This window comes from Streptomyces fuscigenes (assembly GCF_021556455.1).
GTDB classification, from domain to species: Bacteria; Actinomycetota; Actinomycetes; order Streptomycetales; family Streptomycetaceae; genus Streptomyces; species Streptomyces fuscigenes.
The window spans coordinates 1-24,249 of sequence record NZ_JAKGCV010000035.1; the positions used below are offsets into that span (position 1 = coordinate 1).

A 24,249-nucleotide genomic window follows, 5' to 3' on the forward strand; every position below is an offset into this window, starting at 1 on the left:
CGCCGCCCGCCGCCGCGGGACCGGCGGGCCCCGGCCTCGGGTCCCGGCCCGGCGCCCCGGACCCGGGACATCGGTGGGGGACTGCCCGGCCCCGGGGCGCGGGCCGATGGGCTTCCGGACGTCGAGCCGCCCGCGCGGGCGGCTCTCGAACATCCGGGCCCGAACGCATAGCATCCGGCCATGCCTACAGGTCAGTGGTATCCGCCGGAATGGCCCGAGCGCATCAGGGCCCTCGCCGCGGGCGACCTCGCCGTGGTGCCCCCGCGTCGCGCCGCCACCGTCGTACTGCTGCGGGACGGCGCCCTCGGGCCCGCCGTGCACATGCTGCGGCGGCGGGCGTCGATGGCGTTCGCGGCAGGCGCGTACGTCTACCCCGGCGGCGGCGTCGACCCGCGGGACGACGACCGGCTCGTCGGCTGGGCCGGCCCCGACCGGGAGACCTGGGGGCGCCGCCTCGGCGTCGGCCCCGCCGAGGCGCAGGCGATCGTGTGCGCCGCGGTGCGCGAGACGTACGAGGAGGCGGGCGTGCTCCTCGCGGGCGAGACGCCCGGCACCGTCGTCGGCGACACCACCGGCGACGACTGGGAGGCGGACCGGGCCGCGCTGGCGGGGCACGAGCTGTCCTTCGCGGAGTTCCTCGACAAGCGGCAACTGATGCTGCGCAGCGACCTGCTGGGCGCCTGGGCGCGCTGGATCACCCCCGAGTTCGAGCCGCGCCGCTACGACACCTGGTTCTTCGTCGCCGCCCTCCCCTCGGGGCAGCGCACCCGCAACGCGTCCACGGAGGCCGACCACACCGTGTGGATCAGGCCCGCAGAGGCGACCGCCGCGTACGACGCCGGAGAGCTGCTCATGATGCCCCCCACCGTCTCGACGCTGCGGGCGCTGGAACCGTACGGCACCGCCGCCGAGGCGCTGGCGGGCGCCGCGGGGCGCGACCTGACGCCCGTACTGGCCACGGCCCGGATGGCGGGCGACGAGCTGGTCCTGAGCTGGCCGGGACACGACGAGTTCACCAAGCACGTCAGCCTGGCGCCGCCGTCGACGGCCGGTGCGGCCGGTGCGGCCGGTGCCGCGGCGGGCGGTCCGGTCGAGACAGGTCCGTCGGGCGCCGAGGGCGGCGGTGGCACCGGGGGCGCCGAAAGCGGCGAGGCCGCCGGGGGTGAGCGTCGATGACCGGGGCCGCGGAACTGCCCGGACGGCCCCGCGCCGCCGTGACCTCCGGTGCGACCACCGCGCGGACCGTGAACGTCCTCGCGCCGAACCCGTCACCGATGACGCTCGACGGCACGAACACCTGGATCGTCGCCGAGCCGGGCTCCGGCCTCGCGGTCGTGATCGATCCCGGCCCGCTCGACGAGACCCATCTGAGGGCCGTCGTCGACGCGGCGGAACAGGCGGGGAACCGCGTCGCGCTCACCCTCCTCACGCACGGCCACCCCGACCACGCCGAGGGGGCCGCGCGGTTCGCCGAGCTGACCGGGACCGCCGTGCGGGCGCTCGACCCCGCGCTGCGACTCGGCGACGAGGGGCTCGCCGAGGGCGACGTGATCACCACGGGCGGGCTCGAACTGCGGGTGGTGCCCGCCCCCGGCCACACCGGGGACTCGCTCTGCTTCCACCTGCCCGCCGACCGCGCGGTCCTCACCGGCGACACGGTCCTCGGCCGCGGCACCACCGTGGTCGCGCACCCCGACGGGCGGCTCGGCGACTACCTGGACACGCTGCGCAGGCTCCGCTCGCTGACCGTGGACGACGGCGTCGGTACGGTGCTGCCCGGTCACGGGCCCGTCCTGGAGGACGCGCAGGGAGCGGTCGAGTTCTATCTCGCGCACCGCGCGAACCGGCTCGCGCAGGTGGAGACAGCCGTGGAGAAGGGGCTGCGGTCCCCGTCCGAGGTCGTGGCGGAGGTGTACGCGGCGGTGGACCGCACGCTGTGGCCCGCCGCGGAACTCTCGGTGCGGGCGCAGCTCGACTACCTGGCCGAGCACGGGATCATCTAGGGGCCGCGCGAGCCGCGCGACGCCCCCGGGGGCCGAGGGCGTGCGGCCGCCCTGCCGCGGCACGAACGCCGCGGCCGTCCGGCTCGTCTTCCCTGCTGCGGGGGATCTCCCACCCAGGTCTCCGACCCAGGTCTCCGTCCAGGTCGCCCACCCAGGTCTCCGTCTCAGGTCTCCGGCCAGGTCTTCGGGCCGTGCACGCGCAGGTACTCCCCCGCCAGCCAGGGCGCCAGGTCGTCGGCGTACTCGGTGAGCACCGCGGGGTCGCCGACGGGGAAGCGGGCGACGACCGCGGCGGCCCGTACCTGATCGCCCCGCTCGGGGTAGTAGCGCGCGAAGATCTCCGCGGACCGTTCGAGATCACTGGTCCAGCCGCCCCAGCGGGGCATGACCAGCGTGAACGCCGTACGGACGAGGACGCGCGCGTAGGCACGGCTCAGACGGGTCCGCTCGGCGGGATCCTCGGCTGCCGCCGCGTTCTGCCGGCGCCACCGCGGCAGCCGGGCGTCGAGGCTCCCGTTCGTCTCGCGGGCGAGCAGTGTGCCGGGGCGGTATCTCGGGAGGCGGGCGCCCAGGTCCTCGCCGATCAGCGGTGTGCAGAGGCAGGCCACGAACCAGCCGAGGTCGTGGCGCTCGCGCGCGCTCAGCAGCCGCTCGACGGTGACGAGCAGGATCCCCGCGCCGTCGATGACGTCGTGGGCCGCGTCGAGCTCCGCCTCGAGGGCGCTGGCGGCCGACCGGTCGGCGTCCGAGGGCTCGCAGGGCGGTGCGGAGCCCCGCGCGGACGCGGGCCCGGCGGGAGGGGCCGCGGGAGGGGCCGAGGACGGTGGGGCGGCTCTGCCGGAGGCGGGCCCGGGCCCTGGGGCGCCGCCGGCGGCCGGGCGGCCGTCCGGGGCGGTGGCGTCGCCGGACGCGTCCGGGTGCAGCGCGATCAGCAGGTCGAGGTCCGAGCGGCCGGGAACGGCCGTGCCGCGCGGCAGGGAGCCGTACAGGTACGCGCTGTGCAGCCGTGGCCCGAACACCTCGGGGACCCGCCGCCGGACGTCGTCGACGAGGGGGCCGAACGGCGCGGGAACGCGGCCCAGCGAGCCCTCGCGGGCCAGGAAGCCGTCGGCGTCGAGGCCCTTGTCCTCGTCGGCGCGGCTGATGTCGTCGTCTCCCATGTCTCCCCCCGCCGGACACGCGACCCGGGACGCCGGAAGGCCGGGTCCCGTGTCGGAACCCGGCCTTCCGGCAAGCGTCGGTCAGCGCGAGCGCTTGGCCAGCCGCTCCACGTCCAGCAGGATCACGGCGCGCGCCTCGAGGCGCAGCCAGCCGCGCTGGGCGAAGTCCGCGAGCGCCTTGTTGACCGTCTCGCGCGAGGCTCCGACCAGCTGGGCCAGCTCCTCCTGCGTGAGGTCGTGGACCACGTGGATGCCCTCCTCCGACTGCACGCCGAAGCGGCGCGACAGGTCGAGCAGGGCGCGTGCCACGCGGCCGGGCACGTCGGAGAAGACCAGGTCGGACATCTGGTCGTTCGTCTTGCGCAGTCGTCTGGCGATGGCGCGCAGGAGCGCCGAGGCGACCTCGGGGCGCACGTTCAGCCAGGGCAGCAGGTCACTGTGGCCGAGACCGAGGAGCTTGACCTCCGTCAGGGCGCTCGCCGTGGCCGTGCGCGGACCGGGGTCGAAGAGCGACAGCTCACCGATCAGCTCGCCCGGACCCAGCACCGCCAGCATGTTCTCGCGGCCGTCGGGCGAGGTGCGGTGCAGCTTCACCTTTCCGTCCGTGACCACGTAGAGGCGGTCTCCGGGGTCCCCCTCGTGGAAAAGGGCGTCGCCACGCGCCAGCGTGGTCTCGCTCATGGACGCGCGGAGCTCGGTGGCCTGATCGTCATCGAGCGCCGCGAAGAGCGGGGCACGCCGTAGAACGTCGTCCACGAGTTCTCTCCTTGTCGACCTGCTCGGGAAGCGGGCTCCCTGTCGGGAACCGTGATGCCCATGATGCCGTAGGTGCTGCTGATGCCGTACGTGCAGCAACAGCTCCGTACGGAAAGTTTGACGTACAAAGGATGCTCTGCCGCGCGCTCCGGCGGAATCGGGTGACGGGTGGCTCATGTCCGCCCGGATGTCGGTGCCGGGCTTTAGGCTGGCCGGGTGTCCAACTGACCGGCGAAAGACCGGCGACAGCGCAGGCCAAGGGGGCTTGGAAAGTGTCCGCAGAGTCCAGTTCCGCTGTGGGCGAACAGTCCTCGGCAAAAGCGAAGAACGGGAAAAAGGCCGCGAAACCGGAATCGCATCTGGCCATGGTCCGAAGGGCCCGCCGGACGAATCGCGAGCTCGCCGAGGTCTATCCCTACGCACATCCCGAGCTTGATTTCCGCAACGGGTTCGAGCTCCTGGTGGCGACGGTCCTGTCCGCCCAGACGACCGACCTCCGGGTGAACCAGACGACGCCCGCGCTCTTCGCGAAGTACCCCACGCCCGAGGACCTGGCTGCGGCCGTTCCGGAGGAGCTGGAGCAGCTCATCCGCCCCACCGGCTTCTTCCGGTCCAAGGCGAAGTCGCTGATCGGCCTGTCCACCGCCCTGCGCGACCGCTTCGACGGGACGGTGCCGCCGCGCCTGGAGGATCTGGTGACGCTGCCCGGCGTCGGCCGCAAGACGGCCAATGTCGTCCTGGGCAACGCGTACGGGGTGCCGGGGCTGACGGTGGACACGCACTTCGGGCGGCTCGTGCGCCGCTGGAAGTGGACCGAGCAGCAGGACCCGGAGAAGGTCGAGGCGGAGATCGCCGAGATCTTCCCCAAGAGCGAGTGGACGATGCTCTCGCACCGGATCATCTTCCACGGCCGCCGTGTCTGCCACTCCCGCAAGCCCGCCTGCGGCGCCTGCCCCATCGCGCACCTGTGCCCCGCGTACGGAGAGGGCGAGACGGACCCGGAGAAGGCGAAGAAGCTGCTGAAGTACGAGCTGGCCGGCAAGCCGGGTCAGCGGCTCGATCCGCCCGCCGACTTCCCGGGCGGCCCCGCCCCGAAGACGGGCAATCCGGAGGCCGGGGCGTGACGGAGCGCCCCGCGCCGAGGGGCCTGGCGGGCCGTGTGGCGCCGAGGGGTGCCGTGCGGCCGCGAGGAACGATCGCGCGTCCGATATGCGTTACAGCTCGGGGGTGCCGATGACGCACACGGAGACATCGATCGAGACAGGTACCGGCGCACGGGCCGGCGCGCGGGCGCAGACGCCGGCGACGCCGCCCGAGGGCCCGCCCGCCGCCGCGCCGAGGACGACGGCGGGTCCGGCCACCGGGTCCGCCAGCGCGGCAGGACAGGCCGGACCCGGGCAGGCCGGACCCGGGCAGGCCGGACCCGGGCAGGCCGGACCCGTACGTTCTGGACCAGGGCGGACCGGACCCGGGCGGACCGGGACGGCGGCAGGTCCGGCCGGAGGCGCGGTGGAGAAGACCGCGGGAGGCCCCACGTCGAACGGCACCGAGGGCCCGGCAGCCGGCCGGCCCGCGGTCCCGGATGCCCTCGCGGGCCCCGTGGTCAGCACCGAGGCCCTGCCGGACTGGCTGCAGCCCGTGGTGCGGGCCGCCGCGACGGTGCGGCCCGAGCAGCTCAGCAGCTTCCTGCCGCCGAAGGACGGAGGCGGCCGGCAGTCGGCGGTGCTCGTCCTGTTCGGCGAGGGCGAGCACGGCCCCGAACTGCTGCTCACGGAGCGTGCGAGCAGCCTGCGCTCCCACGCGGGCCAGCCTTCGTTCCCCGGTGGCGCCCTCGACCCGGACGACGGCGATCCCGCGACGGACGGCCCCCTGCGCGCCGCGCTGCGCGAGGCGTGGGAGGAGACCGGTCTCGACCCCTCGGGCGTGCAGATCTTCGGTGTCCTGCCCCGGCTCTACATACCGGTGAGCGGGTTCGTCGTCACGCCGGTGCTCGGCTGGTGGCACACGCCCAGCCCGGTCGGCGTCGTGGACCCGGCCGAGACGGCCCGCGTCTTCACGGTTCCCGTGGCGGATCTCACGGATCCCGCACAGCGTGCGACCACGGTGCACCCCCGGGGCCACCGCGGTCCGGCGTTCGTCTGCGGATCGTCGCTGGTCTGGGGTTTCACCGCGGGAGTGATCGACCGGATCCTGCACTACGCCGGGTGGGAGCGGCCGTGGGACCGCGAGAAGCTGGTGCCTCTGGACTGGCGGGCATGACAGGCTGAATCCGTACATCCGTACCTTCGGCACCACAGCGGCTCTCCCGAGCCCCCTGCCCCTCCCGTCCCCCTGCCCGCTCTTCCTCCCGTCCCCTGCCCGCTCTCCCTCCCGTTTCCTGCTCCTCCTCTGCTGTTCCTGGATCAGCCACTCAGACATCCGGGCCCGCCACCCCGATCCGCCGGGTCCGGGGGCCGGGTCCCGACCCCGCCAGGGCCTCGCCATCACCACGCGCGGCACCTGGGACGACAATGCGAGGCAACCGACGGTGAACGTGCTGGACATCCTGCTGCTGGTCGCTGCCGTCTGGTTCGCGATCATCGGCTACCGCCAAGGCTTCGTCGTCGGCATCCTGTCGGTGATCGGTTTCCTCGGCGGCGGCCTCGTGGCCGTCTACGTGCTGCCCCTGGTCTGGAAGCAGCTGACCAAGGACGCCAGCGTCTCCACGACGGCCGCTGTCGTCGCCGTCGTGATCGTCATCGTCTGCGCCTCCGTCGGGCAGGCCTTCACCACGCACCTGGGCAACCGGCTGCGGAAGTTCATCACCTGGACCCCGGCCCGTGCGCTGGACGCGACCGGCGGCGCCCTGGTGAACGTCGTCGCGATGCTGCTCGTCGCCTGGCTCCTCGGCAGCGCCCTCGCCGTCACCTCCCTGCCGACCATCGGCAAGGAGGTACGCAGCTCGAAGGTGCTCCTCGGGGTGTCCCAGGTGATACCGAATCAGGCGACGACGCTGTTCACGGACTTCTCGTCCGTGCTCGCGCAGAACGGCTTCCCGCAGGTCTTCAGCCCGTTCGCGAACGAGCCCATCACCCAGGTCCGGGCGCCCGACCCGGCGCTAGCGGGCAGCCCGGTGGCGTCCCGCGCCCAGAAGTCCGTGGTCAAGGTCGTCGGTACGGCCTCCGGCTGCGGCAAGGTCCTCGAAGGATCGGGGTTCGTCTTCGCCGACCACCGGGTCATCACCAACGCGCACGTCGTGGGCGGCGTCAGCGACCCGACCATCCAGATCGGCGGGCTCGGCCGGCTCTACGACGCGAAGGTCGTGCTCTACGACTGGCAGCGCGACATCGCCGTGCTGGACGTGCCCGGCCTGCACGCGACGCCGCTGAAGTTCAGCGGAACCGACGCGCGCACCGGCCAGAGCGCGATCGTCGCGGGTTTCCCGGAGAACGGGGCGTACGACGTGCGCTCGGCGCGCGTGCGCGGCCGCATCGACGCGAGCGGCCCCGACATCTACCACCGGGGGAACGTCACCCGCGACGTCTACTCGCTGTTCGCGACGGTGCGTCAGGGCAACTCCGGCGGTCCGCTGCTGACACCCGACGGGAAGGTGTACGGCGTGATCTTCGCCAGGTCGCTGGACGACGACAACACGGGCTACGCGCTGACCGCGGACGAGATCCAGCCCGACATCAAGGCGGGCCGCACGGCCGACCAGCAGGTGGACACGCAGGGCTGCGCCCTCTGACGGAACGGGCCGGTGGGCCGGCCGGCGCGCGCGTGGGGCAGAGTTCGCCGCCGGCTCCCGGGCGGAACCGGGGCCGTCGGATCCTCGCGGCGGGCCGGGTCCCGGAGCGGGCGGCAATGAACGAGCCCCGGGCGGGCGCCCGGGGCGATGATGTCGACTGATGATGGTGTGGTGTGCCGCGTGGTCGTGACGCCGCCCCGTCGACCGGGGCGCGTCCCCGCGGGAGGCGCCCCGGTCAGGTGCCCGTTCCGGCTCCTGCCCTGACCGTCGGGCCACCGCGCTGGTGGCGCAGCCGCGCGGAGACCCAGCGGGCCCTGCGGCGGATGATGCGGGGAATACCGAGCCCGAGTTGCTGATCCTGCTCCGTGGCCCCTATCTGCGGGACACCGTCCCTCGGGTGCGTGATCGGCTCGGTGGCCGATGCGGGGTTCCTGCGTGCTGCGTCACCGTAATCGTGCGTCCAGCCCATACCCGACGTCTGCCCCTGGCCCATGGTCGGTAATCGCCGGAACCGGCGCCAATCGGCCTATGCATCCGGCATTTGGCAGCTCGTACGATCGTCGTAGGGGATTCGCCTGTTCGAGCGATCCGTTCGCGGATCACCCGCGAACCCGCGCCCCACGAGGGCACCGTCCGTGCGCCCCGCCGGGCGCCCTTTCCTCCGCGCCGCGCGGGGCATCCGCCGTCCCCCGCCCCACGGGGAAGCGTCCCGCACCGCTGCGCCCCGCCGCGGCCGCTCCCGCGCCTACGCGCCGTCGGGCCTGCGGTCGTGGGCCGGGTCGGCCAGCCAGTCCAGCAGCTCCGTGGAGAACGCGACCGGATCCTCCTCGTGCGGGAAGTGCCCGACGCCTTCGAACAGGCGCCACCGGTACGCGGCGTCCACGTACTCGACGGAGCCCGCCGTGGACCGGGTCCGCATCGCAGGGTCGAGGGCCCCGTGCAACTGGAGCGTGGGGACGCGCACGGGCCGCTTCATGCGCCGGTAGAACTGGATGCCGTCGGGGCGTGCCAGCGACCGCACCATCCACCGGTACGGCTCGACCGAGCAGTGTGCCGTCGACGGGATCATCATCGCGCGCCGGTACATGCCGATCGACTTGTCGTCGGGCTTCTCCGGGCCGGACCACTCCCTGATCAGATCGCCCACCAGCGCGGCGTCGTCCGCGGTGAGGCGTCTCTCCGGGATCCACGGGCGCTGGAAGCCCCACACGTACGATCCCGCGCGGGTCTGCGCGAAGTCCGAGAGCATCGCCGAGCGCCAGCGGCGCGGATGCGGCATGGAGCTGACGACCAGCCGCCGCACGAGCTTCGGGCGCATGACCGCCGCCGTCCACGCGAGGTAGCCGCCCAGGTCGTGCCCCACGAGGGCGGCGTCCGGCTCGCCGAGGGACCGTACGACGCCGGTGATGTCGAGCGCGAGGTTCGCCGGGTCGTAACCGCGCGGCGTGCGGTCGCTGCCGCCGACGCCCCGCAGGTCCATGGCGACGGCCCGGTATCCCGCGTCCGCGAGGGCCACCAACTGGCGGCGCCAGGTCCACCAGAACTGCGGGAAGCCGTGCAGGAGCAGCACGAGCGGGCCCTCGCCCATCTCGGCGATGTGGAAGCGCGCGCCGTTGGCGGCCACATCGCGGTGGATCCAGGGGCCGTCGACGCGTACACCCGAGTCAGAGGCCATCATGCAGACGAGCGTGCCACAGACGCGGAGTCCGGGGTGCCGGTGGCGAGCTCCCGCGGGTGCGGCTTCGCCTTCTGGAACACGGCCGCGGTCTCCTTGGCCGAGGCGATCGTCTTCTCTGGGGGCTTGACCTTCTTCAGCTTCAGCGCCGCGAAGCCGCCCAGGATGCCCGCCAGCACGACGAAGGCGCCGCCGACGATCAGGAACGACCACGCGAGGCCGAGGCCGAGATTGTGGATGCCGTACGCGGCGGCGAAGCTGAACACCGGCAGGGAGAACAGCAGGAAGACGCCGGCCACGGCTCCCGCGCCGCCGCCCGCCGCCCCGCGCTTCACGTCCTGGCGCAGCTCCGCCTTCGCGAGCGCGATCTCGTCGTGCATCAGTTCCGACATCCCGGCCGTGGCTGCGGCGACCAGCTGACCGAGACTGCGGTCGGCGGGGACGGACTCGACGACGGTGCCCGTCTTTACCGCATCGGCAACCTGCTTGTCGGGGTCGCTCATCGGTGACTCCCTCTCCTCGGCCGTAACCGTTTTCTTGTGTCGTACGCCTGTGTGTACGGATGTCCAGATGTCCGTGTGTCCGTTGTCAGATCATGCCGGACCGCCGCCGTCCTCGCGCGCTGCCCCCACGGGAGCGGGCCCGGCAGGATCGTGTTACCCACGGGTACCCCCGCCTGACCGCGATCCACCCGCGGGGGGCACGGGGATCCCGGGAGGGGACGGCAACGGGGGCGGCAACGGGGGCGGGCCGCCGACGCCGCCGGCGGAGCAGTCCGTGTACGCCGAAGGGGGTGCCGGTGCGCACGCGATGTGCGTACCGGCACCCCCCTCTCCGGCCGTGCGGATCCGCGGGTGTCGGGCCGAGCCCGCGTCAGTCCTCGCTGGCCGCCGTGGGCAGCTGGCTCTGGATGAGGTCCATGACCGACGCGTCCGTCAGCGTCGTGACGTCACCCAGCTGACGGTTCTCCGCGACGTCCCGCAGCAGCCGCCGCATGATCTTGCCGGAGCGTGTCTTCGGCAGCTCGGCGACGGGCAGGATGCGCTTCGGCTTGGCGATCGGGCCGAGCGTCGTTCCGACGTGGTTGCGCAGTTCCGCGACCAGGCCGTCGTCCACCTGGGCCGTGCCGCGCAGGATGACGAACGCGACGATGGCCTGGCCCGTCGTCTCGTCGGCCGCGCCGACGACCGCCGCCTCGGCGACCTTCGGGTGCGAGACGAGAGCCGACTCGACCTCCGTGGTGGAGATGTTGTGACCCGAGATCAGCATGACGTCGTCCACCCGGCCCAGCAGCCAGATGTCCCCGTCCTCGTCCTTCTTCGCGCCGTCGCCCGCGAAGTACCTGCCCTCGAAGCGGGACCAGTACGTGTCGAGGAAACGCTGGTCGTCGCCCCAGACCGTCCGCAGCATCGACGGCCACGGCTCGGTCAGGACCAGGTAGCCGCCGCCCCCGTTGGGGACCTCGTTGCCCTCGTCGTCCACGACGGTCGCCGAGATGCCCGGCAGCGGGCGCTGCGCCGAGCCGGGCTTCGTCTCGGTGACGCCGGGCAGCGGGGAGATCATGACGGCGCCGGTCTCGGTCTGCCACCAGGTGTCGACGACGGGCGTCTTGCCGCCGCCGATGTTCTCCCGGTACCAGACCCACGCCTCGGGGTTGATCGGCTCGCCGACCGACCCGAGCAGGCGCAGGCTCGACAGGTCGAAGCGGGCCGGGATGTCGTCGCCCCACTTCATGAACGTGCGGATCGCGGTGGGCGCCGCGTACAGCAGCGTCACGCCGTACTTCTGGACGACCTCCCAGAAACGGCCCTGGTGCGGCGTGTCGGGGGTGCCCTCGTACATCACCTGCGTGACGCCGTTGGACAGCGGGCCGTACACGATGTACGAGTGCCCGGTGACCCAGCCGATGTCGGCGGTGCACCAGTAGACGTCGCTCTCCGGCTTGAGGTCGAAGACGGCGTGGTGCGTGTAGGACGTCTGGGTGAGGTAGCCGCCGGACGTGTGCAGGATGCCCTTCGGCTTGCCCGTCGTACCCGACGTGTACAGGATGAACAGCGGGTGCTCGGCGTCGAACGCCTCGGGCGTGTGCTCCGTCGACTGGCGGTCGACGATCTCGTGCCACCACACGTCGCGGCTCGCGTCGAACTTCGTGTCCTGGCCCGTGCGCCGGACGACGAGGACGTGCTCGACCTGCGGGCACTTCGTGACGGCGTCGTCGATCGCGGGCTTGAGCGCCGTCGGCTTGCCGCGCCGGTAGCCGCCGTCCGCGGTGATGACGATCTTGGCGTCGGCGTCCTGGATGCGCGAGGCGACGGCGTCGGAGGAGAAGCCGCCGAAGACGACGGAGTGCGGCGCGCCGATGCGGGCGCAGGCCAGCATCGCCACGATGGCCTCGGGGATCATCGGCATGTAGACCGCGACGCGGTCGCCCTTCGTGACGCCCAGCTCCAGGAGGGCGTTGGCCGCCTTGGAGACCTCGTCCTTCAGCTGTGCGTACGTCAGGGAGCGGCTGTCGCCCGGCTCGCCCTCGAAGTGGATGGCGACCCGGTCGCCGTTGCCGGCCTCGACGTGGCGGTCCACGCAGTTGTACGCGACGTTCAGCTTCCCGTCCGCGAACCACTTGGCGAACGGCGGGTTGGACCAGTCCAGGGTCTCGGTGGGCTCGGTGGCCCAGGTGAGCCGCCTCGCCTGCTCGGCCCAGAAGCCGAGCCGGTCCGCCGAGGCCTGTTCGTACGCCTCCGCCGTCACGTTGGCGTGCGCGGCCAGATCGGCAGGCGGGGCGAACCGACGCTCTTCCTTGAGCAGATTGGCCAGGCTCTCTTTGCTCACGACATCTCCCATTCCCAGGGCGTCCCTACGTTTCTCCCGCTAGCTCATCAGCCGGACGCCCACGTGACAAGAGCCGACGGGGAATTGGTTTAGACCTCTGTGGGTGTGCGTCAGCCTACCGCCCCCGGCGGACGTGCCCGGCGGGCGAGGGCCCCCGCCCGGCGCTGCGGGAAGGGGCCCTCACGGTCTCACGGATGCTGCCGGAGGGAACCACGGGCGCGCGGTCCGGCTCCTTCGGCGGCGGGGGGCTTCGGTGATGGCCGGTAACGGTTCAGGGCGGTTTCGGTGTCGGACGCGGGGAGCGGGGAGCAGGGACCGGGGAGCGGGGAGCAGGGACCGGGGACCGGGGAGCGGGATGGGGGAGGCGAGGGGGATGGGCAGGTGATGTCGGGGCGGCGGGGGACGTCGGGTCGGCGGGCGGTCCTCAGACGTGCGGTTCGACGGGCTCGGAGGCGGCGACCCGGTGGAAGACGGCGGCTTCGGCGGTGTCGGCGGCTGCCGGCAGGCCTCCGGAGCCGGCGCCCGGCTCGGTTCGTGACGCTGTTTCCGCGCCTGGGTGGGTCCCCGCGCCGCTTCCTGGGGTGGTTGCCGCGGTGCTCCGCGAGGCGGTTCCGGAGGCGGTGCGGTCCTCGTGCGGGGGCTCGTACGGCAGCTCGGGTTCGGGCCCCTGCCCGTGGTCGCCCAGCAGGTAGGCCTGGGCCTCGCCGACGTGGAAGTACATGCCGTGCAGCGCCAGCGTCCCCTCGGCGAGGCGCCGGGCGACCGACGCGTGCGCGCGCAGGTTGTCGAGCTGCTGGACCACGTTGGTCAGGCACAGCTCCTCGACCTCGTCGGCCACGGGCCGGGCCGAGAGCCGGACGCGAGGCCCCTGGCCCGCCCGGATGCGCCGCAGGCTGGAGCGGCCGTGGCGCAGCCATCGGCGAAGCGGCGTAGGGCCCGTGACGGCAGGAGCGGCCGGAGCGGCTGTAGCCGCCGACGGCGCCGGAGCGTCCGTGGAGTCCCTGTCCGCGTCGGTGTCCGCCCTCGCGGCTGTCCTCGTCTTCCCGTCCGTGTCCGCTTCCGCGTTTGTGCCAGTGCCCGCGCTCGTACCCGTACGGGCGTCCGCGTCGTCCTGCAGCAGCGCCTGCATCGCACCGCAGCCCGAGTGTCCGCAGACGGTGATGGACTCGACCCGCAAGACGTCCACGGCGTACTCGATCGCGGCCGCCACCGACTCGTCGCCGCCCTCGGCGTCGGGCAGGGGGACGAGGTTGCCGACATTGCGCACGGTGAAGAGGTCGCCCGGTCCGCTGGCCGTGATCATGCTCGTGACGAGACGTGAGTCGGAGCAGGTCAGGAAGAGCTGGGAAGGGCGCTGTCCTTCGCGGGCGAGTCGCGCCAACTCGTCCCGTACGAGGGGTGCGGTGTTGCGCTGGAAGGCGCTCAGCCCCCCGGCGAGACGGCTGCCGCCCGGGACGGATCCGGTCCCGTCGCCCGCGGGCCCGGGCCGTCCTGCCGGGACGCGTGCGCCGGCCCGTCCTTCTGCCCCTGCGGCGGTCTGGCCCTCCGCGCGTGCGTCGGCCTGTGCGCGCCCCTGTCCCTGCTCCTGTCCCTGCCACTGTCCTTGCCCCTGTGGGAGCTTCTGCGCCCGCGTGCGTGATCGGATCCTTCCGCGCAGGCCGCTCCTGCGAGCGGCCTCGGGCTTCGCGTCCGGCCCGGCAGGGGAGTGCCGGTCACCGGCCGCCCGCGATGCCGCCGCTTCGCCGCAGTGGTGGTTGCGCCAGGAGGTCCACGGCCGGCAGCAACTGCTGGGCTCCCGCACGGGGTCGGCGAACCTGCCGCCCGCCCTGCCGGTGAACTCGACGCCGCCGCCGTGGGCGACGTGGGCCGATCGCCACTCGTGCAGCACCTCGTAGGCGGCATGGTCCATGAACGAGGCGTCCAGCTCCACGACGCACTCGGCATGCTGCGGGACCTGGTGGAGTGCCCTGGTGAGGCGCGGCACCGCGAGGAACGTCAACTGCCCTCGTACGCACACGTGGTAGGTAGCGCCCAGGGTCCGCGTCGTGATGTGGGTCCGGGTCAGCCTGCGCAGGGCGACCACCACCGCCACGGCTCCGCCGATCGCCACGCCCTGGAGGACGCCGAGGAGGATCACCGACGCGACCGTCGCGACGTACACCGGGAACTCGCGGTGCCGGTGCACGTTGCGGATGTGGGCGTACGACACCATCTGCACGCCGACCGTCATGACCAGCGCGGCGAGAGCCGCCAGCGGGATGCGCTCCAGGGTGGAGACGAGGAGCCCCGCGGCCAGCAGCACCCAGACGCCGTGCAGGACGGTGGAGGCGCGGCTCGTCGCCCCGGCCCGCACATTCGCCGAGCCGCGCACCGCCCCGCCGGACACCGCGAGCCCGCCGAGGGCGCCGGACAGTGCGTTCGCCACGCCCTGGGCGCGCAGTTCCCGGTCCAGATCGGGGCGTCCGGTGCGCGGTGCCGCGGACGTCGCGGAGGGACCGGCCCCGTGGGAACGGGCTCCGGCCGCGGCGCGGGCACCGGCGAGCTTGTCGACCGCCACGGCGGACAGCAGCGATTCGAGGCTTGCCACGAGTGTCATGGTGAGGACGGCAGCGAGGAGCGGCAGCAGCGGCCCGCTCGGCAGGCCAGGCAGTACGTGCGCGCCCCAGGACGGCAGTTCCACGCGGGCGATGCCGGGGGCTGCGAAGGCGGCCACGGCCGTCGCCACGCCGACGGACACGAGCGCGGCCGGCACCCGCCCGGCCCTTCTCATCACGCGCCCGGGCAGCCTCGGCCACACGATCAGGACGGCCAGGGTGAGCGCGCCGACGAGGGGCGAAGCGGGGCCCACCCGGGCCAGTTGGCCGGGAAGCGCGGTGATGTTCGCGAGGGCCGAACTCTGGGGGGAGCCGCCGAGGACGACGTGCAGCTGGGCCAGCGCGATGGCGACGCCGATGCCGGCGAGCGTGCCGTGCACGACGGCAGGGCTGACGGCGAGCGCCGACCGGGCGGCCCGGAACGTGCCGAGCAGGATCTGCAGCAGCCCCGCGCCGATGGTGATCGCGCAGGTCGTCTGCCAGCCGAACTGCTGGATCATCCCGGCGGTGACGACGGTCAGTCCCGCGGAGGGGCCACTGACGAGGAGAGGGGAACCCCCGAGCGAGCCGGCGACGATCCCGCCGATGCCCGCGGAGAGGAGAGCCGCGCCCAGCGGGGCGCCCATCGCGACGGCGAGGCCGAGCGACATGGGGATGGCGATCAGGAACACGGTGATCGACGCGGACACGTCGGCACCGGCGATCCTGAAGCGCCGCGGACGACGGGAGTCGCCGCCGTCGCTGCCGGTCCCGCCCCCGTGTCCCGGCGCGTTGCGGCCCTCGGCGGAGGAGGGGGCCGTGACGTCGGATCCGAATGGGGATGCGGGCGCGGATTCGGATGCGGATGCGGATGGGGCTGAGGCGACGGAGGAATCGGAGGGGTTGGTGACGTCGGCGGGGCGTGCGACAGGGTGGTGAGGGGTGCCGGGTACGGACGCAGACATGTGTTTCCCGTCTCCTCCGGGGTGGCGCGGTCGCGAAATGGGGTCGCGGCCGTGAGCACGAGGTGCAGTGGCGGGATCGGATCTTCGATTCAAGGTTGAGCAAATGAATCGTATGGCTTGGTAAAGTCTCCGTCATGTTATTTGCGGCAAGCGGCCTAATTGTTCACCCGTGATAGTGAATAGTATTTTTATATACTCGACCTTTTATGGGGAATGGGAAAAGCGGGACGGGATCAGGGGCAAAAGGGGAAGGGAAGGGAGGGGGGAGGGGGGAGGAAAGCGGGAGGCGCGGAGGGGGTAGGGCGGGAAGTGGGGTAACGGGAGGGGGCGCACGCATGGGTGGCCCGTGAACGGCGTGGCGCCGCGCGGGAGGTGGTCGGGGTGAAGGTGGACGAAGGAGGGTGCAGGGACGGAGCCGGCCGTCCGGCCCCTCGCCCCGACCCCTTCGTGTTCACGTCTCCCGTCCCGTCCCGTCCCGTCCCGTCCAGGCCTTCGCCGGGCCGTGCTGGGGCCGCCCCCCTGCCACGACGCGATCCCCCGCCTCCGGGTGTGAACCCCCGCGTCCGGGTGTGAACCCCCGCCTCCGTACTGACTCAGCCCGGTTGCGGCACGGCCGCGGACTCCCCGAGGACGAACGACGGGTCCACCTGCGCCGCGAGGTCCGCGCCCGTCTTCGCGTTGCCCCAGCTCTCCGCGTTCTTCAGGTGGAAGTGCACCATCTGCCGGGTGTACCGGGCCCAGTCGCGATCGTCGTACGACCGCTCGGCGGCTGCCTTGACGCTCTCGAGCGCCGCGCGGTTCACCGGCTCCAGCTCTCCGAACGGAGCGGGGCGGCCCTTCTCCATGGCCCGCACCCAATCCGAATGGGAGAGCGTGACGAGGAGGTCGTCCCCGACCTCGGCGCGCAGGAATTCCAGGTCGGTCTCGTCCTGCACCTTGTTGCCCACGACTTTCAGCGCGACGCCGAAGTCCCGCGCGTATTCCTTGTACTGCCGGTAGACGGAGACGCCCTTGCGGGTCGGTTCGGCCACCAGGAACGTCATGTCGAAGCGTGTGAACATGCCGGAGGCGAAGGAGTCCGAGCCGGCCGTCATGTCCACGACGACGTACTCGTCACGGCCGTCCACCAGGTGGTTCAGGCACAGTTCCACCGCGCCGACCTTGGAGTGGTAGCAGGCGACGCCGAGGTCGGCCTCCGTGAACGGGCCCGTCGCCATCAGCCGGATCTCGCCGCCGTCCAGCGGCACCCTGCGCGCGCAGGCCTCGTAGACCGGGTTGTCTTCCACGACGCGCAGCAGCCGCGAACCCTCGCCGGGCGGAGTCGTCTTGATCATGGCCGCGGCGGACGCGATACGCGGATTGCTGCCGCGTACGTAGTCCTTGATCAGGGGGAGGTGCGCACCGAGGGCGGGCAGGGCGGCCGCCTCCCCTTCGCTGAGGCCGAGCGCGGCGCCCAGGTGCTGGTTGATGTCGGCGTCGACGGCCACGACCGGCCTGCCGTCCGCCGCCAGACTGCGGATGAAGAGCGAGGACAGCGTGGTCTTGCCGCTGCCGCCCTTGCCCACGAAAGCGATCTTCATGTTCACGTAGCGTAGTCGATTCATTGCGTGCTGTGTCCGTCTTGGGTGAAAGAGGCCACTCACCGGTGGGAGGTGTGGTGCGGGCGCGTAGCCTCGCTCCCTATGAGTAGGTCCGCCTCTGACGCCTCAGCCGACACTCCCCGCCCGTCCGCGGGCGACCTCGCGGGGCCCTCCACCGGCCCGTCCGCCGTATCGGCGGCCACTTCGCCCGCAGACCCGTCCGCTTCGCCCGCAGACCGGTCCGCCTCGCCCGCCGGCCGGTCCGCCGGCCCGTCCCCCCGGGCGGCGGGCACCTCCGGTGGGCCCGGTGGCAGCGCCGACGGAGGCACGGCGGCCCACGCTTCCGGCGACACCGCGCCCGCCCGTGCGCCGAGTGGCTCCTCCGCGGGGGCGGCGGCGCGGAGAGGGGACGACCCGCTCGCGGCCCTCGCCTCGCTCGACGGGGTCACCGACGCCGTGGAATCCATGCGCAAGGCCGTCGACCGCCTCTACGGGCACCGCGTGATGCGCCGCCGCAGTACGGAAGTCACCTCGGAGGCGGCCCTGCGTGCCGCACGCGCCTCCGCTGCGCTGTCCGGATCGGACTGGGGGCTCGAGGAGGTCCGCCGGCGCACCGATTTCAGCAGCGAGGCTCAGGCCCGGACGGTGGGGGCCGCGCTGCGCGTGACCGCCGAGGCGGGTCAGCTGCTCTCGGTGTGGCGGCAGTCGCCGACGCGGGTCCTCGCACGGCTGCACCTGGTCGCGGCGGGTGGGGTCGGCGCCGGCGACGAGCGGATCGGGCGGCCGAGGCTCGCGGGTGAGCCGGCCGTCGAGGCGCCGGGCGCCGAGGCGCTCGGGCCGCTGACCGAAACGCCCCTGCCGGACCCCGACGAGGTGGCGGGGCGGCTCGAAGGCCTGACCGAACTGCTCCTCGCGCCGAGCGACGCTCCCGCCCTCGTAATGGCCGCCGTCGTGCACGGCGAACTGCTGGCGCTGCGCCCGTTCGGGTCGTTCAACGGCGTGGTGGCGCGGGCAGCGGAACGGATCGTGCTGATCAACAGCGGTCTCGACCCCAAGTCGATCTGCCCCGCCGAAGTCGGCCACGCCGAACTCGGCCGCGCGGCCTACGCCGGGGCCTTCGAGGGCTACCTGTCCGGCACCCCGGCGGGCATGGCCGCGTGGATCGTCCATTGCGGGCGCGCGATCGAACTCGGCGTCAGGGAATCGACGGCCGTCTGCGAGGCGCTCCAGCGCGGAGCCGCCTGAGCCGAATCCCGGCTGGCCGCTGCCCTCGGGAAACCCTCGGGAAGCTGCCGCCCTGAGGAAGCTGCCGTCCTCAGGAAGCATCCGTGCCCGGGGACCTCGTGCCGGGGGAGCGGCCCCTCCGGGAACCTGCCGTGCGGGGGGAGTGACCGCCCTGCGGACGGTGCCGTGCCCGGGGAACCGCCGCCCTGGGAGAGCCGCTCTCCTCGGGAAGCCGCCGCCAGGCCCTCCGGGCACGCGGGAAGGCACCCGGAACGTACCGGGACGCCTGTCCGGACGCCTGCACGCGCAGGACGCCTGCACACGCAAGGAGGCCCGCACACGCAGGGACGCCTGCACACGAATGCGGCGGCACCCTGAAGGCGCCGCCGCTGGCACGATCCCCGGGTTACCAAGCGTCCTCGAAATGTGCCCATCAGGTCGGGTACTTCGCCCGTCACCTGGTGCGGCTGGCCCGTATTCGACGGGTCGACGTCGCGTGGGTGCTCCGGTTGCGTGCTCGGTCCGTGTGGCCTGTGCGTGTGTGAGGTCGTCCTCCCGGACGTCCTGGGTCCCGCGGGCCGTTGATTCCTTTGTACTCCCGGTGGTCCCGGGGCGGAACCCGGCGCTCCCGTTCTTTACTTTCGCCTTCAAGCAGGTGAGTCGGGGCGGGGTCGGCGTGCCGATGGGAGGGCCACGCAAGCACCCGGCGCAGCGCGCAGGGGCGCCGGACTCGCGGCCCCCGTGCGGGGCCAGGCCGCGCCTGCGGCCGGCTGCCCCGGGGGCAGTTCGGCATGAGGGCGTGGCGGTCCCGCGCTCGCGGCGACCCGCCTCGCGGGTCAGGCGCGGGCGCGCCTGCGGCTCGTCGAGTACCAGACGAGCGCGACGGTGGCGGCCACCACGCCGACGGCCACCGCGGCGGCGACCCCGGGCCAGCCGGGCATCGCGAACGCGGGGAGGCGCTGCCGGAGCCGGACCGGCCGGTTGAAGACCAGCACCGGCCACTCGCGCGCGCCTGCCTCCCTGCGCAGCGCACGATCGGGGTTGACCGCGAACGGGTGGCCGACCGCCTCCAGCATCGGCACGTCCGTGACGGAGTCGCTGTACGCGTAGCAGCGCGTCAGGTCGTAACCCTCCGACTCCGCGAGCTGCCGGACCGCTTCGGCCTTCGTCGGCCCGTAGGCGTAGTACTCCACCTCGCCGGTGAAGCAGCCGTCCCCGCCGACGACCATCCGGGTGGCCACGACCCTGTCCGCGCCCAGCAACTCGCCGATGGGCTCGACCACTTCGGCACCCGATGTGGAGACGATCACGACGTCGCGACCGGCGGCGTGGTGATCCTCGATGAGGGAGGCCGCCTCGTCGTAGATGATGGGGTCGATCAGGTCGTGCAGCGCCTCGGCGACGATCTCCTTGACCTGCTGGACGTTCCACCCTTTGCAGAGAGCCGAGAGGTACTGGCGCATCCGCTCCATCTGGTCGTGGTCGGCGCCCCCGGCGAGGAAGACGAACTGCGCGTACGCGGTCCGCAGTACAGCGCGGCGGTTGATCAGTCCGCCTTGGTAGAAGGACCGCCCGAAGGTCAGCGTCGACGACTTCGCAATGACCGTCTTGTCCAGGTCGAAGAAGGCAGCTGTACGTGGCAAGTAGTCGTTTTCCACGCCATGAGCATATGCGCCCACCATTCGGCGTAAGGTCCGGCGTGTGGGTTTGCTCGAGAAGGCCCTCGGGTACACCATGGAAGTCACGGATCGTTCGCGACCGTGTCTAACCCGGTCCGGCTCCTCCCCCCCCCGAGTCGGCCGTGGGGACGACCCCCGCTCTCCCCCCCGGCGGGGGTCGTCGCATGTCCGGCCCCGGTCGTCCCCCTTTCTCCGCGTCGCGCGGGCCCCTGATCCCCGCGGTCCGGCCACCCGTCCAGGGCGTTCTTGCCCACCTTCGGCCGTCACGATGCGTAGCCACGAGCCCCATCGGCGAATGTCACCGATTTGAGCTACGGAGTTATTCACATTCGCCGAGTTGTCCACAGATTCCGAGCGGGATCCCCACGATTTCCGGGCGCCGGGCAGCCTGATTCCAGCTGCGAAGTTCGCAGTGGCCGGAATCGCCGATACCGGATCTCCATGTGCGCCCGGGAAGGGTGGCCTGCGGAGGGCCGGTGGGTCTCGCGATCGGCGTGCGCAGGGAGATACGGACGGGGGCGGAAGCATGGCCGGGTTCATGGAGGCAGGCAGATCGCGCAGGGTGCCGCAGCCGGCGGGTGGGCCGCGCGGGGCGGGAGCGGCGCGCCCGCTGATCGTCACGGAGGACGTGGAACTGCTCGACGATCTGCTGCGGCTGTGCGCGGCGGCGGGCGCCGAGGCGGAGGTGCACCCCACTCTCCCGCAGGTCAAGGGGGGTTGGGAGGCCGCGCCGCTGGTGCTCGTCGGTGACGACGCCGCGGCCCGGTGCCGCGGGGCGACGCGCAGACCGGGCGTGATGCTGGTCGGACGGGACCAGGACGACCCGGCCGTGTGGCAGCGGGCGGTGGAGATCGGCGCCGAGTGCGTGCTGCGCCTGCCCGATGCGGAGGGATGGCTCGCCGACCGTCTGGCGGACGCGGCGGAGGGCGCCGCGGAGCACGCCGTCACGGTCGGTGTGATCGGCGGCCGGGGCGGGGCCGGTGCGTCCACCCTCGCGTGTGCGCTTGCGATCACCGCCGCGCGAACGGGCCGGCGCACGATGCTCGTCGACGCGGATCCGCTGGGCGGCGGCCTCGACGTCCTGCTGGGAGGCGAGCAGGCGGAAGGCAGGCGCTGGCCGGACTTCGCCGCCTCCAAGGGGCGCGTCGCGGGCACGGCCCTCGAGGAGTCGCTGCCCCACCTGCACGATCTGAGCATCCTCAGCTGGGATCGCGGTGACGCCGTGACGGTGGGCCCCGACGCCATGCGGTCGGTGCTGGCCGCCGCCCGCAGGCGCGGCGGTGTCGTCGTGGTGGACCTGCCGCGGCGCGTCGACGAGGCGGTGGCGGAGGCGCTGGCCCAACTGGACGTCGGACTGCTCGTGGTGCCCGGGGAGTTGCGGGCCGTCGCCGCGGCGGAGCGTGTGTCGTCGATGGCTCGCATGGTGCTGGGGGACTTGCGGGTGGTGGTCCGCGGCCCCTGCGCCGCGGGGCTGGACGCCGGATGGATCACCCAGGCCCTCGACCTGCCTCTCGTGGGTGAACTGCCGCCGGAGCCGGGCCTCTCCGAGCTGCTGGAGGCAGGCGGGCCGCCCGGCTCGCGCGCTCGCGGCCCGCTCGCCCAGTTCTGCGGCGCGTTCTGGGAGCAGGCACTCGCACCCGGCTCGGGTGCACGGCCGTGAGGGCGGGGACGGGGACGCGGACGGGGACGCGGACGGGGACGGGGACGGAAGCAGTGGACGGGGCAGGCACGACCCTGCTCGACGCGGTGCGACGGCGCCTCGCGCAAAGCGGCGCCGAGCCGACGCCCGCCCGCGTGGCCGCCGCCCTGCGGGCCCAGGGCAGGCTGCTCGGCGACGCGGAAGTCCTGGGGGCGGCGGAGGAGTTGCGCACTGAGCTGGTGGGCACGGGCCCCCTGGAGGCACTCCTCGCGGACGACCGCGTCACGGATGTACTGGTGGCGGCGCCCGACCGGGTGTGGGTGGACCGCGGCAGCGGGCTGGAGCTGACCCGAGTGGTCTTCCCGGACGCGGCTTCCGTACGGAGGCTTGCCCAGCGCCTCGCGGCCGCGGCGGGCCGGCGCCTGGACGACGCCCGCCCGTGGGTCGACGCTCGGCTGCCCGACGGCACGCGCATGCACGCTGTGCTGCCGCCCGTCGCCGTCGGGTCGGCGTGCCTCTCGTTGCGCGTGGTGCGGCCGAAGGCGTTCTCGCTCGCGGAACTGGCGGCCGCGGGCACGCTTCCGCCGGGAGGCGAGCAGATCCTGCGGGTGCTGGTGCGGGCACGGCTCTCCTTCCTGATCAGCGGCGGGACGGGGACGGGCAAGACGACGCTGCTGTCCACGCTCCTCGGGCTCGTCGGGAAGCGCGAACGGATCGTGCTGGCGGAGGATTCGGCCGAACTGCGCCCCGACCACCCGCACGTGGTCCGCCTCGAGACCCGGCCGGCCAATCAGGAGGGCGCGGGAGAAGTGACGCTCAAGGACCTCGTGAGACAGGCCCTGCGCATGCGCCCCGACCGGCTCGTCGTGGGCGAGGTGCGCGGCGCCGAGGTCACCGATCTGCTGGCCGCGTTGAACACCGGACACGAGGGCGGGTGCGGCACGGTCCATGCCAACGCGGCGGCGGACGTGCCGGCCCGCCTGGAGGCCCTGGGCACGGCCGCCGGGCTCGACCGGGCGGCGCTGCACAGCCAGCTGGCCGCGGCCGTCTCGGTCGTGATCCACCTCGTCCGCGACAGGACGGGCCGCCGGCGCCTCGCCGAGGTGTGCGTGCTGGAGCGGGACGCGGAGGGCCTCGTCGTGCCGGTGCCCGCGCTGCGCTGGGCGCCCGACGGGTTCGTCAGGGAGTCCGGCTGCGCCCGGCTGACCGCCCTGATCGGCGGAGCGTCGTGACGGCCGTGTCAGTGGCCGAGTGCGGCTGGGCGGCCGCGCTGTGCGCCGGCGTCGCGGGACGGCTCGTGGTGGCGGAGGAGTCGCGCCGGCGCCGGGCGCGTGCCGTGTGCGCGGCCTTCCCGGTCGGGCCGGCCCACCGGCCCCCGTTCCCGGAGCGGGTCGCCGCGTGGTGCCGGCGCCGGGCCGGGAAGCTCGGCAGGGAGTGGCTGTGCGTGCCGGTCGCCGTTCTGGTGGCGGTGCTGGGCGCCTCCCTCCTCCCTCTCGTCGCGGGCGTGTTCGCGGTTCCGCTCGCGCGACGCGGAATGCGCGCGGCCGGGCGGCGAAGGAGCGCGGAGCGGCGTGCCGAGGCGGTCGTGGCGCTGTGCGGGGCGACCGCCGGTGAACTCCGGGCGGGCTCCCAGCCGGTGCGCGCGCTGATGGACGCTTCGGCGGCCACCGGGGGCCTCGGCGGGGACGAGCCGGCGGTGGTGGCCGCCGTCCGGTTCGGGGGAGACGCGCCGGCCGCACTCAGACGCGCGGCCCGCGAGCCGGGCGCAGGCGGTCTTGCGGGGCTCGCCGCCTGCTGGCAGGTCGCGGTGGACGGCGGCGCCGGCCTGGCTGCCGGCCTCGACCGCTTGGAGGGGGCGCTGCGCGCGGAACAGGACCAACGCCTCGCGTTACGTGCCCAGTTGGCGGGCCCTTGGTCGACGGTGGTGGTGCTGGCCGTGCTGCCTGTGGTGGGCCTTGGCCTCGGAGCCGCGATGGGCGCCCGTCCGCTGCGGGTCCTGCTGCACACGCCGGCCGGCCTGGCCTGCCTCGTGCTCGGCCTCCTGCTGGAAGGGGCCGGCCTCTGGTGGGCCGGGCGGATCGTGAAGGGGGCTGAGGACGGATGACGGGGGAGTTTGTCCACAGGCTGTGGATGACGATGTCGACGGTGGCGGCGGTGCTCTCCGGGGCCCTGGCGTGGGCCGGCCGGCGGCACGTGAGGCGGGCGCGGCGGCGCACCTCGGCGCTGCTCGCGACGGAGCGTACCGGCGTGCGCGGGGGTCTGCGGTATCCGTCGGGGGCGTGGGCGCGCCGGTGGATCCCGCCGGTCGGGGCGCTGCTCGCGGCCTGGGTGCTGGTGGGTGGACTGCCCGGCGCGGCCGTGGGGCTGGCCGCCGGGGTGGGCCTGTGGCGGTGGTCGCCCCTGAGCCGGAACGGTGGCCGGATCGTGCCCGCGGACGTC

General features: G+C 73.4%; 18 protein-coding genes and 1 pseudogene. 10 read left to right on the forward strand and 9 right to left on the reverse strand.

What is annotated here, in order from left to right; all coding sequences use genetic code 11:
* The first annotated feature begins 180 nt into the window (after positions 1 to 180).
* Together L1885_RS06155 and L1885_RS06160 are read left to right on the forward strand one after the other, a co-directional pair.
* Entirely contained in the window at positions 181 to 1,176 is a 996-nt protein-coding gene (locus L1885_RS06155; RefSeq protein ID WP_235795953.1) for an NUDIX hydrolase, read from the forward strand.
* Entirely contained in the window at positions 1,173 to 2,003 is an 831-nt protein-coding gene (locus tag L1885_RS06160; RefSeq protein WP_235795954.1) for an MBL fold metallo-hydrolase, read from the forward strand. The genes L1885_RS06155 and L1885_RS06160 overlap by 4 nt, the downstream gene beginning before the upstream one ends.
* Positions 2,004 to 2,167: 164 nt before the next feature.
* On the opposite strand, the gene L1885_RS06165 is transcribed toward L1885_RS06160, so the two are convergent.
* Together L1885_RS06165 and L1885_RS06170 are read right to left on the reverse strand one after the other, a co-directional pair.
* On the reverse strand, positions 2,168 to 3,163 hold the full coding sequence (locus tag L1885_RS06165) for a nucleotidyltransferase domain-containing protein (RefSeq protein ID WP_235795955.1): 996 nt from the start codon (positions 3,161 to 3,163) through the stop codon (positions 2,168 to 2,170).
* Between the two features lie 81 nt (positions 3,164 to 3,244).
* Complete coding sequence (locus L1885_RS06170; RefSeq protein ID WP_235795956.1) at positions 3,245 to 3,919, reverse strand: Crp/Fnr family transcriptional regulator; 675 nt, start codon at positions 3,917 to 3,919, stop codon at positions 3,245 to 3,247.
* 272 nt (positions 3,920 to 4,191) lie between these two features.
* Here L1885_RS06170 and nth point away from each other — a divergent pair, with 272 nt between their 5' ends.
* The 3 genes from nth to L1885_RS06190 all read left to right on the forward strand — a co-directional run bounded on the left by nth (position 4,192) and on the right by L1885_RS06190 (position 7,646).
* Positions 4,192 to 5,043 carry an endonuclease III gene (gene nth / locus L1885_RS06175; protein ID WP_372481865.1) on the forward strand — a complete coding sequence of 284 codons (852 nt, stop codon included), beginning with the start codon at positions 4,192 to 4,194 and terminating at the stop codon, positions 5,041 to 5,043.
* 385 nt (positions 5,044 to 5,428) lie between these two features.
* Positions 5,429 to 6,178: an NUDIX hydrolase gene (locus L1885_RS06185; RefSeq protein WP_372481866.1), complete on the forward strand. Its 750-nt coding sequence runs from the start codon at positions 5,429 to 5,431 to the stop codon at positions 6,176 to 6,178.
* Positions 6,179 to 6,446: 268 nt separating this feature from the next.
* Entirely contained in the window at positions 6,447 to 7,646 is a 1,200-nt protein-coding gene (locus L1885_RS06190) for a MarP family serine protease (RefSeq protein WP_235795958.1), read from the forward strand.
* Between the two features lie 235 nt (positions 7,647 to 7,881).
* On the opposite strand, the gene L1885_RS06195 is transcribed toward L1885_RS06190, so the two are convergent.
* The 6 genes from L1885_RS06195 to L1885_RS06220 form a co-directional block, all read right to left on the reverse strand.
* Positions 7,882 to 8,115, reverse strand: coding sequence for a hypothetical protein (locus L1885_RS06195; RefSeq protein ID WP_235795968.1), 234 nt, complete (start codon positions 8,113 to 8,115; stop codon positions 7,882 to 7,884).
* Positions 8,116 to 8,391: 276 nt separating this feature from the next.
* Complete coding sequence (locus L1885_RS06200) at positions 8,392 to 9,324, reverse strand: alpha/beta fold hydrolase (protein ID WP_235795959.1); 933 nt, start codon at positions 9,322 to 9,324, stop codon at positions 8,392 to 8,394.
* A complete protein-coding gene (locus tag L1885_RS06205; RefSeq protein ID WP_235795960.1) occupies positions 9,321 to 9,824 on the reverse strand; it encodes a phage holin family protein in 504 nt (167 codons plus the stop codon). Before L1885_RS06205 ends, L1885_RS06200 begins: the two co-directional genes overlap by 4 nt.
* A gap of 370 nt (positions 9,825 to 10,194) precedes the next feature.
* Positions 10,195 to 12,150 (reverse strand): acetate--CoA ligase, encoded by a 1,956-nt coding sequence (gene acs / locus L1885_RS06210; protein WP_235795961.1) that lies wholly within the window; start codon positions 12,148 to 12,150, stop codon positions 10,195 to 10,197.
* Positions 12,151 to 12,574: 424 nt separating this feature from the next.
* On the reverse strand, positions 12,575 to 15,448 hold the full coding sequence (locus L1885_RS06215; protein ID WP_308117282.1) for a SulP family inorganic anion transporter: 2,874 nt from the start codon (positions 15,446 to 15,448) through the stop codon (positions 12,575 to 12,577).
* Positions 15,449 to 16,281: 833 nt separating this feature from the next.
* Positions 16,282 to 17,268: an ATP-binding protein gene (locus tag L1885_RS06220; protein WP_235795962.1), complete on the reverse strand. Its 987-nt coding sequence runs from the start codon at positions 17,266 to 17,268 to the stop codon at positions 16,282 to 16,284.
* 456 nt (positions 17,269 to 17,724) lie between these two features.
* Here L1885_RS06220 and L1885_RS06225 point away from each other — a divergent pair, with 456 nt between their 5' ends.
* A complete protein-coding gene (locus L1885_RS06225; RefSeq protein WP_308117281.1) occupies positions 17,725 to 18,513 on the forward strand; it encodes a Fic family protein in 789 nt (262 codons plus the stop codon).
* A gap of 815 nt (positions 18,514 to 19,328) precedes the next feature.
* On the opposite strand, the gene L1885_RS06230 is transcribed toward L1885_RS06225, so the two are convergent.
* Positions 19,329 to 20,174 carry an HAD family hydrolase gene (locus tag L1885_RS06230; protein ID WP_235795963.1) on the reverse strand — a complete coding sequence of 282 codons (846 nt, stop codon included), beginning with the start codon at positions 20,172 to 20,174 and terminating at the stop codon, positions 19,329 to 19,331.
* A gap of 535 nt (positions 20,175 to 20,709) precedes the next feature.
* Here L1885_RS06230 and ssd point away from each other — a divergent pair.
* The 4 genes and pseudogenes from ssd to L1885_RS06250 form a co-directional block, all read left to right on the forward strand.
* Positions 20,710 to 21,831, forward strand: a complete 1,122-nt coding sequence (gene ssd, locus L1885_RS06235) for a septum site-determining protein Ssd (protein WP_235795964.1) — start codon at positions 20,710 to 20,712, stop codon at positions 21,829 to 21,831.
* A 53-nt stretch (positions 21,832 to 21,884) separates the two neighbouring features.
* Complete coding sequence (locus L1885_RS06240; protein WP_235795965.1) at positions 21,885 to 23,042, forward strand: TadA family conjugal transfer-associated ATPase; 1,158 nt, start codon at positions 21,885 to 21,887, stop codon at positions 23,040 to 23,042.
* A 5-nt stretch (positions 23,043 to 23,047) separates the two neighbouring features.
* Complete coding sequence (locus tag L1885_RS06245; RefSeq protein ID WP_372481867.1) at positions 23,048 to 23,914, forward strand: type II secretion system F family protein; 867 nt, start codon at positions 23,048 to 23,050, stop codon at positions 23,912 to 23,914.
* A gap of 26 nt (positions 23,915 to 23,940) precedes the next feature.
* Positions 23,941 to 24,249: pseudogene (locus tag L1885_RS06250) on the forward strand (type II secretion system F family protein); the annotation flags it as partial.

What these genes read in the sequence shown, in the direction of transcription:
- L1885_RS06155 (WP_235795953.1), top strand. Translation starts at nt 181, where the DNA reads ATGCCTACAGGTCAGTGGTATCCGCCGGAATGGCCCGAGCGCATCAGG.
- L1885_RS06160 (WP_235795954.1), top strand. Translation starts at nt 1,173, where the DNA reads ATGACCGGGGCCGCGGAACTGCCCGGACGGCCCCGCGCCGCCGTGACC.
- L1885_RS06165 (WP_235795955.1), bottom strand. Translation starts at nt 3,163, where the DNA reads ATGGGAGACGACGACATCAGCCGCGCCGACGAGGACAAGGGCCTCGAC.
- L1885_RS06195 (WP_235795968.1), bottom strand. Translation starts at nt 8,115, where the DNA reads ATGGGCTGGACGCACGATTACGGTGACGCAGCACGCAGGAACCCCGCA.
- L1885_RS06200 (WP_235795959.1), bottom strand. Translation starts at nt 9,324, where the DNA reads ATGATGGCCTCTGACTCGGGTGTACGCGTCGACGGCCCCTGGATCCAC.
- L1885_RS06205 (WP_235795960.1), bottom strand. Translation starts at nt 9,824, where the DNA reads ATGAGCGACCCCGACAAGCAGGTTGCCGATGCGGTAAAGACGGGCACC.
- L1885_RS06220 (WP_235795962.1), bottom strand. Translation starts at nt 17,268, where the DNA reads ATGAAGATCGCTTTCGTGGGCAAGGGCGGCAGCGGCAAGACCACGCTG.
- L1885_RS06230 (WP_235795963.1), bottom strand. Translation starts at nt 20,174, where the DNA reads ATGGTGGGCGCATATGCTCATGGCGTGGAAAACGACTACTTGCCACGT.
- ssd (WP_235795964.1), top strand. Translation starts at nt 20,710, where the DNA reads ATGGAGGCAGGCAGATCGCGCAGGGTGCCGCAGCCGGCGGGTGGGCCG.